The sequence below is a fragment of the Streptomyces sp. NPDC020845 genome (assembly GCF_044334165.1).
Taxonomy (GTDB): Bacteria; Actinomycetota; Actinomycetes; order Streptomycetales; family Streptomycetaceae; genus Streptomyces.
Window position 1 is genome coordinate 117,301 of sequence record NZ_JBIRSJ010000027.1, and the last position, 14,005, is coordinate 131,305.

The window sequence follows — 14,005 nt, forward strand, 5'->3', positions numbered from 1 at the left end:
AGGTTGGAGATGCCGATGGCCGCTGGCCACGACAAGGTGATCGAGGCGCTGCGGGCGTCCCTCAAGACCAACGAGCGGCTGAGGGAACAGATCCACGGGCTCACCACAGCGGCGCGGGAACCCATCGCCATCATCGGCATGGCCTGCCGCTATCCGGGCGGGGTGGGATCGCCGGAGGACCTGTGGGAGCTGGTGGCCGCCGGCCGGGACGCCATCGGCACCTTCCCCGAGGACCGGGGCTGGGACGTGGAGCGGCTGTACGACCCCGACCCGGAGCGGGCCGGCACCTCGTACACCCATCACGGCGGATTCCTGTACCAGGCAGGGGAGTTCGACCCCGGTTTCTTCGGGATCAGCCCGCGCGAGGCGCTGGCGATGGACCCGCAACAGCGGCTGCTGCTGGAGATCTCCTGGGAGGCGTTCGAGCGGGCCGGGATCGACCCGGCCTCGGTGCGCGGCAGCCGCACCGGGGTCTTCGCGGGCGTGATGTACCACGACTACGGCTCCCGGCTGCACACCGTCCCCGAAGGCTTCGAGGGCTATGTCGGCAACGGCAGCGGCGGCGGCGTGGCATCCGGCCGGGTCGCCTACACCCTCGGCCTCGAAGGCCCGGCGGTGACCGTGGACACCGCCTGCTCCTCCTCACTGGTCGCCCTGCACCTGGCCTGCCAGGCGCTGCGGGCCGGCGAGTGCTCACTCGCCCTGGTGGGCGGGGTGACGGTGATGTCCACCCCCAGCCTGTTCGTCGAGTACTCCCGGCAGCGCGCGCTCGCGGCGGACGGCCGGTGCAAGGCGTACGGGGCGGGGGCGGACGGCACCGGCTGGGCAGAAGGCGCCGGAATGCTGCTGGTGGAACGGCTCACGGACGCACAGCGGCTCGGCCACCGGGTGCTGGCGGTGGTCCGGGGCAGCGCGGTCAACCAGGACGGCGCGAGCAACGGCCTCACCGCCCCCAACGGCCCCGCGCAGCAGCGGGTCATCCGGCAGGCGCTGGCGAGCGCCGGGGTGTCGGCGTCCGAGGTCGACGCGGTGGAGGGGCATGGGACGGGGACGCGGCTGGGTGATCCGATCGAGGCGCAGGCGTTGCTGGCGACCTACGGTCAGGAGCGGCCCGCGGACCGGCCGCTGTGGCTCGGGTCGATGAAGTCCAACGTCGGCCATGCGCAGGCGGCCGCAGGCGTGGGCGGGATCATCAAGATGGTGATGGCCATGCGGAGCGGGACGCTGCCGCGCACATTGCACGCGGACGACCCGTCGCCGCACATCGACTGGGACTCGGGCGCGGTACGGCTGCTGACCGAGCCGGTCGCCTGGCCGGAGTGCGACCGGCCCCGCCGCGCCGCGGTGTCCTCCTTCGGGGTGAGCGGCACCAACGCCCATGTGATCCTCGAAACGGTGTCGCAGACGGCGCCGCAGACGGAAATCGCGCCGCAGACGGAAGCCGCGTCGCAGGTGGAAACCGACGACGCCCCCGCGCCGCAGGACGCCCCCGGCCATGCCGTGGCGGGGCCGCTGCCCTGGCCCCTGTCGGGCGCGACGGCCGAAGCGCTGCGGGCCCAGGCCGGGGAGCTGCGCCGCTTCGTGGCGGCCGACGAGCGGCTGCGCCCCGCCGACATCGGGCACACCCTGGTCTTCGGCCGCTCGGACCTCGCCCACCGCGCCGTCGTCCTCGGCTCCGACCGGGAAACCCTGCTGCGCGGGCTGGACACCCTGGCGGGGGAGGGGCCGGCCGACGGCTCGGTCGTACGGGGCGTGGCGGCGGCCGGGGCCGGTGCGGGCGTGGTGTTCGTCTTCCCGGGACAGGGCGGCCAGTGGGTCGGCATGGGGCTGCGGCTGCTGGAGACCTCGTCCTTCTTCGCCGAGCGGATGGCGGAGTGCGAGGCGGCGCTGGCACCGCATGCCGACTGGTCGCTGCTGGACGTTCTGCGCCGAGCCCCCGGGGACCCCGTGTGGGAGCGGGCCGATGTCGTCCAGCCGATGCTGTTCTCGGTGATGGTGTCGCTGGCACAGCTGTGGCGCTCGTACGGCGTCGAACCGGACGCCGTACTCGGCCACTCCCAGGGCGAGATCGCCGCCGCCCACATCTGCGGCGCGCTGACCCTGGACGACGCCGCGAAGGTTGTCGCCCTGCGCAGCCGGGCCCTGCAGACCCTGCGCGGTTCGGGCGGCATGGCCTCCGTACCACTGCCGGCGGACGAGGTCACCGGGCTGCTGCGCACCATGTGGCCGGACCGGCTGTGGGTGGCCGCCGTCAACGCCCCCACGGGCACGGTGATCTCCGGCGATGCGGAATCTCTCACACAGGCGCTGGAACACTACCGGGACCAGGGCGTCGACGCGAAGCGGATCCCGGTCGACTACGCCTCCCACTGCCCGCATATCGAAGCCGTGGAGCAGGAGCTGTTGGGCCTGTTGCGGGGAATCGCCCCAGGGGCCGCCGACATCCCCTTCTATTCCACCGTGGACAACCAGTGGGCCGACACCATGGGACTCGACGCCCGGTACTGGTACCGCAATCTGCGCCAGCCCGTACGCTTCGCCGAGGCGGTCCGCGCCCTCGGCGCCGCCGAGTACCGGATGTATGTCGAGGTCGGCCCGCACCCCACCCTCAGCCTCGCCATCGAGGACACCAGTGAGGCCGACGGCGCCGCGGCCACCGTCGTCGGCTCCCTGCGCCGCGGCGAGGACGACGCCCACCGCATCCTGACCTCGCTGGCACGCGCCCATGTTCATGGTCTGCCCGTGGCCTGGGACCGCCACTACCGGGCGGTTGCCCCCGAGGCGACCCATGTCGACCTGCCCACCTACGCCTTCCAGCGCCGCCGCTACTGGCTGGATGCCCCGGCGACCACCAGGGACGTGACGGCCGCCGGGCTGACCCCGATCGGACACCCACTGCTCGGCGCGGCGGTCGGGCTCGCCGAGGGCGACGGATATCTGCTCACCGGCCGGCTCGCCCCGCACACCCACCCCTGGCTCACCGACCACGCGGTCGCCGGTACCGTCCTGCTGCCGGGCACGGCGTACGTGGAACTGGCCGTACACGTCGGCGAACACCTCGGCTGCCCCCGGCTGGAAGAGCTCACCCTGCACGCCCCGCTCGTCCTCCCCGACACCGGCGGCGTGGCGCTCCAGGTGGCCGTCGGCGCACCGGACGAGACCGGCCGCCGCGTACTGAGTGTCTACGCGCAGCGCGACGACGACCCCGGGCGGGAGGGGGCGGCCCAAGGCGCATGGACACAGCATGCGACCGGCACCCTGGCGGCTGAGAGCGCAGCCGACGACACCGACGACACCGACGGCGCCGGGCGTTTGGCTGCGGCGTGGCCTCCGCCGGGGGCGGAGCCCGTGGACATCAGCGGCCTCTACGACACGCTGGACGCCGCCGACTTCGGCTACGGCCCGGCCTTCCAGGGGCTGCGCGCCGTATGGCGGCACGGCGAGGAGACCTGCGCCGAGGTGCGGCTCCCCGACCAGGTGGCCGCCGACGCGCCACGCTTCTGCCTCCACCCCGCCCTGCTCGACGCCGCGCTCCACCCGCTGGCGCTCGACAGCGGCCGACAGGAGGAGAACGCACCGGGACACGGCCTGCTGCCCTTCGCCTGGCGCGGCGTCAGCCTGCGGACCCCGGGCACGCCGACGCTGCGCGTACGGCTGCGGCCACAAGGGCCGGACGCGGTGGCCGTAGATGTGGCCGACGAGACGGGCGCGCCGGTGGCCTCGGCCGAATCGCTCACGCTGCGACCGGTGGCCCTGGAGGATCTGCGGGCCCTCGGCGGGCAGGCGGGCGACACCCTCTACGCCCTGGACTGGACCGCCGCGTCCGAGCCGCCGACGATGGCCCTCGGGCGGTGCGCCGTGCTCGGCCCCGCGATTCCTGGATGGGCCGCCGCGTTGGAGACGGCGGCAGCGGAGCCCGTACGACGGTACTCGGACCTCGCCGGACTGACGGCGGCCCTGGACGCGGGCGACCCGCCCCCGGACCTGGTGTTCGTGGGCTGCCCTCCGGCCGCCGCCGGGCCCGATGACACGACGGCCGCCGACGCACACACCCGTACCCGTATCCGTACCGGACAAGCGCTGGACCTGCTTCAGGGATGGCTCGGCGAAGCACGGCTGGCCGGCGCGCGGCTGGTGCTGGTCACCTGCGGCGCGGTGGCCACCGGGTCGGCTGAGGGAGTCACGGACCTGGCGGGCGCGGCTATCTGCGGACTGGTGCGATCCGCCCAGGCCGAGGAGCCCGACCGCATCCTCCTGATGGACCTGGACGCGGCCGAGGAGTCGTGGGCGGCGCTGCCACGGGCGGTCGCGCTGGGCGAACCGCAGATGGCCATCCGGGCCGGCCAGCCGCACGTGGCCCGGCTGGTTCGAGCCGACACCGAGGGGGACGCCCTGCTCAGGCCGCCACAGAGGAGCGGCGGCTGGCGGCTCGACTGCGTCGAGGCGGGCACGCTCCAGGGGCTGACACCGGTGGCGTCCTCGGCCGACACCGACCCGCTGGGGCCGCACCAGGTACGGATCGAGGTGCGTGCGGCCGGGCTGAACTTCCGCGATGTCCTGGTGGCCCTGGGGATGGTCCCCGGGCAGCGAGGGCTGGGCAGCGAAGGCGCCGGGGTGGTGCTCGAAGTCGGGCCGGAAGTGGTCGACCTGGCGCCTGGGGACCGGGTGATGGGCGTGTTCGCGGACGCGTTCGGCCCGTTCGCGGTCGCCGACCGGGCCACCGTGATCCGCGTCCCCGACCACTGGACCTTCGCCCAGGCCGCCGCCGTCCCCGTCGTGTTCGCCACCGCCTACTACGGGCTGGTGGACCTGGCGGGACTGCGCCCGGGCGAGTCCGTACTGGTGCACGCCGCGGCCGGCGGAGTGGGACTGGCCGCCGTCCAACTGGCCCGCCACCTGGGCGCCGAGGTCTACGCCACGGCGAGCCCCGGCAAATGGGACACCCTCCGCGCCCACGGCATCCCCCCGGAGTGCATCGCCTCGTCCCGCACCCTCGACTTCGAGAGCCGGTTCACCGGCCGGAACATCGACGTCGTCCTCAACTCCCTGGCCCATGAGTACGTCGACGCCTCGCTGCGCCTGGTGTCCGGCGACCGCGGCCGGTTTCTGGAGATGGGCAAGACCGACCTCCGCAACCCGGAAGAGGTCGCGCGGGCATACCCCGGTGTCGCCTACCGGGCGTACGACCTGATGGAGGCCGGACCCGAGCGCATCGGGGAGATCCTGCGCACTGTGCTGCGGCTGTTCGACGAGGGCGTGCTGACCCCACTGCCGCTCACCTGCTGGGACATCCGGCAGGCCAGGGCCGCCTTCCGCCAACTCCAGCAGGGCCGCACCGTCGGAAAGAACGTGCTCACGCTGGACCGCACCCCCGACCCCGACGGCACGGTCCTCATCACCGGCGGCACCGGCACCCTCGGCGCCGCACTCGCCCGCCACCTCGCCGCCACCGGCCGAGCACGGCATCTGTTGCTGATCAGCCGCCGTGGCCGCAATGCGCCAGGCGCGACCGAGCTCATCGCTGAGATCGACGAGTTGGGGGCGACGGCGACCGTCGCCAGCTGCGAGGTCGGCGACCGCGCCGCACTCGCCGAACTGCTCAGGCAGATCCCCGCCGAACACCCGCTGACCGCCGTCGTCCACGCCGCGGGCACACTCGACGACGCCACGCTCGGCTCCCTCACCGCGCGCCACCTCGACTCCGTTCTGTCAGCGAAGGCCGATGCCGCCTGGCATCTGCACGAGCTGACCCGCGGGCTGGATCTGGCCGCGTTCGTGCTGTTCTCGTCCGCCGCGGGGGTCCTGGGCTCGCCGGGGCAGGGCAACTACGCCGCCGCCAACGCCTTTCTCGACGCGCTCGCCTTCCAGCGGCGGGCGTCGGGACTCCCTGCCGTGTCGCTGGCGTGGGGGCTGTGGGAGGAGGCCAGCGGAATGACCGGCCACCTCGACCAGGCCGACCGCACCCGCATGGCCCGCGTCGGCCTCCGGCCACTCGCCACGGACGAGGCCCTGGCGCTGTTCGACAACGCCCTCGTCGACGGCCCACCGCTGCTGCTCCCGGCCCGAATCGACACCAAGACGCTACGGGGCACTACCGCCCCTCCCTTGTTCCAGAGCCTGGCACGCCTCACCACCGGCCACCGGCCACGCCCCTCGACCCCCGACGGCCGCTCCGCCCTCCGTGCCCGGCTGGCCGGGCTCGACCCCGCCGCACAGTACGAGGCCCTGCTCACCCTCGCCCGCAGCCACGCCGCGACGGTCCTCGGCCACCCGAGCCCCGACGCCATCGCCCCCGAGGCGGCCTTCCGAGACCTCGGCTTCGACTCCCTCACCGCCGTGGAGCTCCGTAACCGCCTCAAGGAGGCGACGGGTTTGCGGCTCCCCGCCACCCTCGTCTTCGACCACCCCACTCCTGCTGCTCTCGTCCAGCACCTGTTGGACGGACTCCTCGGCGGCGCCGATACGGCCTCCCTGGCTTCGGCTCCTGCTCCGAGCGAGGTGGCGACGGGGGCGGATGAGGCCATCGCGATCATCGGCATGGCCTGCCGGTATCCGGGGGGTGTGCGGTCGGCCGAGGGACTGTGGGATCTGGTCGCCTCCGGCACCGATGCCATGAGCGGATTCCCCACCGACCGCGGCTGGGACCTCGACCGCCTCTACGCCCCCCAGGACCAGGACCGGCCGGGCACCACGTACACCCGCCATGGGGGCTTCCTCCACGACGCGGGCGAGTTCGACGCGGGATTCTTCGGCATCGGCCCACGCGAGGCGCTGGCGATGGACCCGCAGCAGCGGCTGCTGCTGGAGACGTCCTGGGAGGTTTTCGAACACGCAGGAATCGACCCCTCGTCGGTGCGGCGGAGCCGGACCGGAGTCTTCGCCGGTGTGATGCCGACGGACTACGGCCCCCGGCTGCAAGACACAGTGGCCGAGGTCGAGGGCTATGTCCTCACCGGAAACTCCGGCAGCGTCGCCTCGGGCCGTATCGCCTACACCTTCGGCCTGGAAGGCCCCGCGGTGTCGGTGGACACGGCGTGTTCGTCGTCTCTGGTGGCGTTGCATCTTGCGTGTCAGGCACTGCGGGCGGGGGAGTGCACCATGGCGCTGGCCGGCGGGGTGACGGTGATGGCGACGCCTGGTGCCTTCGTGGAGTTTGCGCGGCAGCGGGGGTTGTCGGTGGATGGGCGGTGCAAGGCGTTTGGGGTGGGTGCGGATGGTACGGGGTGGGCGGAGGGTGTGGGGATGTTGTTGGTGGAGCGGTTGTCGGATGCGCGGCGGTTGGGGCATCGGGTGTTGGCGGTGGTGCGGGGCAGTGCGGTGAATCAGGACGGGGCGTCGAATGGTTTGACGGCGCCGAATGGTCCGTCGCAGCAGCGGGTGATCCGGCAGGCGCTGGCCAGTGCGCGGGTTGGCGGGGCGGATGTGGATGTGGTGGAGGGGCACGGTACGGGGACGCGGCTGGGCGATCCGATCGAGGCGCAGGCGTTGCTGGCGACCTACGGTCAGGAGCGGGTGGGGGACCGGCCGTTGTGGTTGGGGTCGGTGAAGTCGAATATCGGGCATGCGCAGGCCGCGGCGGGTGTTGCGGGTGTCATCAAGATGGTGATGGCGATGCGGTATGGGGTGTTGCCGCGGACGTTGCATGTGCAGGAGCCGTCGCCGCATGTGGACTGGTCCTCGGGCGGGGTGCGGCTGCTGACGGAGGCGGTGCCGTGGCCGGAGTCGGGTCGTGCCCGGCGTGCGGGGGTGTCGTCGTTCGGGGTGAGTGGCACCAACGCCCACGTCATCCTCGAACAGGCACCGCCGGAGGAGAACGACGATCCGGCGGATGCCTCGTCGGGGTCGTTTCCGTGGATGGTGTCGGCCAAGTCCGAACAGGCGCTACGGGCGCGGGCAGCGCAACTGCGTGTGTATCTGGCGGGGTGTCCTGAGGTGGGGCTGGCTGATGTCGGGTATGCGCTGGCGACCGGTCGTGCGGCCTTCGACCACCGTGCCGTACTCCTGGGCCCGGACCGCGAGGGCTTCCTGGAAGCGCTGGGAGCTCTGGAGGCCGGCGAGGAACACGAGAACCTGGTACGGGGCGTAGCAACCGGGGCGGGGAAGCTGGCGTTCGTGTGTTCCGGGCAGGGCACGCAACGCCCTCGTATGGGATACGAGCTGTACCACGCGTTCCCGCTGTTCGCCGCAGCCATGGACGAGGCGTGCGCGTACCTGGACCCGCACTTGGAGCGTCCTCTTCGGGATGTCGTGTTCGCCGAGCCGGACGGCGACAGCGATACGGCGCAGTTGCTGCATCAGACGGGCTATGCCCAGCCCGCGCTGTTCGCTCTCCAGGTCGCCCTGCACCGTCTGGTCACCGAACAGTACGGGCTCACGCCCCACTACTACGCCGGTCATTCCCTGGGGGAGATCACCGCGGCCCACTTCGCCGGGATCCTCACCCTCCCCGACGCGGCCCGCCTGGTCACCACCCGCGCCCGCCTGATGCAGGCTCTCCCCGCCACCGGCGCCATGACCACCCTCCAAGCCGACCCCGAAGAACTTCACGAACATCTCGCACCACTTGAGGGGCGGGTGTCGCTCGCGGCGGTGAACGCGCCCGGGTCCGTGGTCATCAGCGGTGATCGCCACGACGTGGACGCTACGGCCGAAATCTTCCGCACCATGGGGCGCAAGGCCACTCCGCTGAAGGTCAGCGGCGCCTTCCACTCACACCACATCGACCCCCTCCTCGACGAACTCCGCGCCACCGCCGAAACCCTCACCTACCACCCACCCCACACCCCCCTGGTCACCACCAACCCCACCGACCAGGACCCCACCACACCCGACTACTGGGTCCGGCAAACACGCGAGACCGTCCACTACGCCCACACCACCCAACAACTCCACACCCACGGCGTCACCACCTACCTCGAACTCGGACCCGACACCACACTCACCACCCTCACCCACCACAACCTCCCCCACCACACCCCCAACGCCCACGCCCTCCTCCACCCCGACCAACCCGAAACCCACACCACCCACACCGCCCTCGCCCACCTCCACACCCACGGCCACCCCACCACCTGGCACCACCACACCCCCAACCCCACCCACCACCCCAACCTCCCCACCTACCCCTTCCAACACCACCACTACTGGCTCAACACCACCACCGCCACCAGTGATATGTCGGCAGCGGGCCTTGAGCCGGCGCGACATCCCCTGTTGGGCGCGGCGGTAGAACTGGCCGACGGCGAGGGGTTGCTGTTCACTGGGCGGATTTCGCTCCGTACGCATCCCTGGCTGGCCGACCACGCCGTCGGCGGCGCCGTGCTGCTCCCCGGCACCGCCTTTCTCGAACTCGCACTCCAAGCCGCCGCCCATGTCGATTGCCGTCGGATCGAGGAACTTACGCTTCACACCCCGCTCGTCGTACCGGAGAGCGCCGGCGTAGTGCTGCAGGTGACTGTGGCCGCGCCGAACGAAGCGGGAAGCCGGGCAGTGGATATCTACTCGCGAATCGATATCGGTGGCCTCACCGCGGATTCGGTCGGCGAGCCGTGGACGCGTCATGCGGCCGGGTACCTTGCCGACAAGCCTGACCCGGACTCCGGTGAGTTGGCGGATGGTGTCATGCCCGCGGGCGCATGGCCGCCGCCGGGTGCGGTCGCCGTGGATCTGGAAGGACTGTACGAGCAGTTGGCCGAGGCAGGTTTCCACTACGGTGAGGCCTTCCGCTGCCTGGACGCCGCCTGGCAGCGCGGCGACGAGGTCTTCGCGACCGCGCATATGTCAGAAGATCTGCTGGGCGATACGGCAGCGGCGCGGTTCGCGCTGCCCCCCGCGCTGCTGGATTCCGTACTGCACACCATTCCCCTCTTGCCTGCGCTTCAGGGACAACAGGACAGCGGGCTGCCCTTCGCGTGGACTGGAGTCACCCTGCGCGCATCCGGGGCGACGGCCCTGCGCGTCCGGCTGAGGCCGGACGGGCATGGCCCGGGGGCAGTGTCGGTCGACGTGTCCGACGAGGCGGGTGAGCCCGTGGCATCGGTTCGGTCGTTGGCCCTGCGGCCGGTGACCAGGGCCGAGTTGCACACGGCCGAGTCGCGCACAGCCGCCCCGGTTGCCCCCCATGGCTCGCTTTTCGAGGTGCGATGGGAACCCGTCCCTCAGCCCTCGTCGGCCGAAGAAGCCGACCCGTGGGTGATGATCGGGACCGGGCCGACGCCGTGCCCGGCCGAGGACTTCGCCACCCCGCCGGAGCGGACGTACGCCGACCTGGCCGCGCTCTGCGCGGCGATCGCCGACGACGCGCCCGTTCCCCGGACGGTCGTTGCCTGGTCCCCAGCGGGGAGTGAAGACGAGCCGAGCGAGGCGCTACGCCACGCCACGCGGCACATGCTGGGCTTAGTGCAGCGGTGGTTGGCAGACAGCCGGTGCGCCGACAGCCGCCTGGTGGTTCTCACCCGAGCCGCGGTGGCCACGGCGCCGGACGAGGAGGTGAAAGACCTGGCAGGAGCGGCGGTGCGGGGTCTGATCCGCTCCGCCCAGTCGGAGCACCCCGACCGATTCGTTCTGCTGGACCTGGATGACCGCACGGCTGGTCCGGAAGACCGGCGCCGGATGCTGTCGACGGCCCTGGCCTGCGGGGAACCGGAGCTGGCCGTACGCGATGGAGCCCTGCGCACACCCCGACTGAGCCTGCTGGCCGACACCGCCACCGAGGCCATGTATGAGCGTCCCTGGGATCCGGACGGCACCGTACTCATCACGGGCGGCACCGGCAGCCTCGGTGCCATGCTCGCCCGCCACTTGGTGGTCACCCATGGCGTACGTCACCTGCTGCTGATCAGCCGACGTGGCCTCGACGCCCCGGGGGCCAGGCAGTTGGAGGCCGAACTCGTCGAGCTCGGGGTGCAGGTGACCATTGCCGCCTGCGATGCCGCAGACCAAAGGCAACTTGCGAACGCGTTGTCGGAGATCTCCGTCGACCACCCGCTGGCCGCCGTGGTGCATGCGGCAGGAGTACTGGACGACGGGGTGATCACATCCCTCACACCGGAGGGCATGACCCATGTCCTGCGGGCCAAGGTCGATTCGGCGCTCAATCTCCACCAGCTCACGCGCGACCTGCCGCTGTCCGCGTTTGTGCTCTTCTCCTCGCTGGCCGGGGTGATGGGCTCGGCAGGGCAGGCCAACTACGCTGCCGCCAATGCCGCCCTGGACGCGCTGGCGAGTCACCGGAGGGCCGCTCGGCTGCCAGCGGTGTCCTTGGCCTGGGGGGTTTGGGAGCAGACCGAGGGCATGACCGGGCAGCTGGATGCCACGGACCACGCACGGCTCCGCCGCTCGGGCCTGAGGCCGCTGGCCATCAGTGAGGGCCTGGAGCTCTTCGACAAGGCCCTGAGCTGCGGACACGCCCTGGTGGTGCCCGCCGCACTCAGCACGAAGGAGCTTCAGACATCCGGATCCGTCCCGCCACTCCTGCGCCACCCGACGGGCGTCGCTCCGGCCCGGCCGTCCCGGACCCGCGACGCCTCGGCCGGTGAGCCGACCTCCCTGCGGCGGCGGTTGACCGGTCTCGGGCCGGAAGAACGGCTACCCGAGGTGCTGCGGCTCGTGCGCTCCCGGGCGGCTGCGGTGCTGGGGCACGGCACGGCCGAAGCGGTCCCGGTGGATTCGGCGTTCCGCGACCTGGGGTTCGACTCGCTTGCCGCAGTTGAGCTGCGGAACAGGTTGCAGCAGGCCACCGGGTTGCGTCTGCCGGCCGGCTTGATCTTCGACCGGCCGCGCCCGGACGTGCTCGCCCGTTTTCTGTGCGACGAGTTGGCCGGCGGTATCTCGGCGGCCGCGGCCGCCCCACCCGCCGCGGCTGTCCGCGGGGCAGTGGGCGAGCCGGTGGCCATCGTCGGCATGGCGTGCCGGTTTCCGGGAGGTGTGCGGTCGGCCGAGGGCCTGTGGGATCTGGTCGCCTCCGGTATGGACGCGGTGGGTGACTTCCCCGCGGACCGGGGCTGGCAGGTGGAACGGCTCTACGACCCCGATCCGGACCGAACCGGCACCTCCTACACCCGGCAGGGCGGATTCCTCTACGACGCGGGTGAGTTCGACGCGGCGTTCTTCGGGATCGGCCCGCGTGAGGCGGTGGCGATGGATCCGCAGCAGCGGATCCTGCTGGAGATCTCCTGGGAGGCGCTGGAACGGGCGGGGATCGACCCGGCGTCGCTGCGGGGGAGTTCGACAGGGGTGTTCGCGGGGGTGATGTACCACGACTACGGCACGCGCCTGCGCGAGATCCCAGAGGGCTACGAGGGCTATATCGGCAATGGAAACGCGGGCAGCGTCGCATCGGGGCGTGTCGCTTACACGTTTGGCCTGGAAGGGCCTGCGGTCACTGTGGACACGGCGTGTTCATCGTCCCTGGTCGCCCTGCATCTGGCCTGCCAGGCGCTGCGGTCAGGAGAGTGCTCGATGGCGCTGGCCGGCGGCGTCACGGTCATGTCCACCCCCACCACTTTCGTCGAGTTCTCGCGCCAGCGGGGACTGTCCCCGGACGGGCGGTGCAAATCCTTCGGGGCCCGCGCGGACGGTACGGGCTGGGCGGAGGGTGCGGGGATGCTCCTGGTGGAGCGGCTGTCGGACGCCCAGCGCAACGGCCACCGGGTCCTGGCAGTGGTACGGGGGAGTGCGGTCAACCAGGACGGGGCGAGCAATGGGCTGACGGCGCCGAGCGGCCCGTCGCAGGAGCGAGTCATCCGCCAGGCGTGGGCAAACGCGGGGGTTGCCGCGGCGGACATCGACGCGGTGGAGGGACACGGCACGGGGACGACGCTCGGTGACCCCATCGAGGCCCAGGCGCTGCTGGCGACGTACGGACAGGGGCGGTCGGCCGATCGGCCGCTCTGGTTGGGATCGATCAAGTCCAACGTCGGACACACCCAGGCCGCCGCGGGGGCAGGCGGTGTCATCAAGATGGTGATGGCCATGCGCCACGGACTGTTGCCGCAGACTCTGCATGCCGAGGAGCCCTCGCCACATGTGGACTGGTCGGGCGGGACGGTGCGGTTGCTGACCGAGTCGGTGGCCTGGCCCGAGCAGAGTCGGATGCGCCGTGCGGGCGTCTCCTCTTTCGGCGTCAGTGGCACCAACGCCCACGTCATCCTGGAACAAGCACCGCCCGCCGCGGAGGCCCGCGAACCGGCAGAGCCCAACGCCACCCCCGGCCCACTGCCCTGGGTGATCTCCGCGAAGAGCCCGCAAGCGCTTCGTGCCCAGGCCCGCCGGTTGCACACATACCTGACCAACACCCCCGAGGTGAACCCGGCCAACGTCGGTCACACCCTCGCGATGGGCCGCGCCTCCTTCGAGCACCGTGCCGTCGTGGTGGGCCAGGACCGCACCGACTTCCTGCGTGGTCTGGATGCTTTGGCGGCTGACGAAGCCCACACCGCTGTCGTCACCGGTACCGCGAGGAAGCCGGGTGACCTGGGCAAGGTGGTGTTCGTGTTCCCGGGGCAGGGTGGTCAATGGGCCGGGATGGGACTGCGGCTGCTGGAGACCTCACCCCTCTTCGCCCAATCGATCCAAGCCTGCGAACAAGCCCTCGCCCCCCACACCAACTGGATCCTCACCGACATCCTGCACCGGCCACACACCGACCCCCTGTGGCAACGCGCCGACGTCATCCAACCCGTCCTCTTCGCCCTCATGACCTCCCTCACCACCCTCTGGCAATCCCACGGCCTCAACCCCGACGCCGTCATCGGCCACTCCCAAGGCGAAATCACCGCCGCCCACATCAGCGGAGCACTGACCCTGGAAGACGCCGCGAAAATCGTCGCGCTGCGCAGCCAGGCCCTCCAGACCCTGCACGGCTCGGGCGGCATGGCCTCCGTCCCACTGCCGGCCGACCAGGTCACCGAACTGCTGCACACCACCTGGCCGGACCAACTGTGGGTGGCCGCCGTCAACGCCCCCACCGCCACAGTGATCTCCGGCGACGCGAAAGCCCTCACAC

General features: G+C 71.7%; 1 protein-coding gene. It reads left to right on the plus strand.

The features are described 5' to 3' along the window. Positions 1-15: 15 nt before the first annotated feature. On the plus strand, positions 16-14,005 hold a 13,990-nt coding region (locus ACH4U7_RS48360; protein ID WP_398534121.1), incomplete at its 3' end, for an SDR family NAD(P)-dependent oxidoreductase.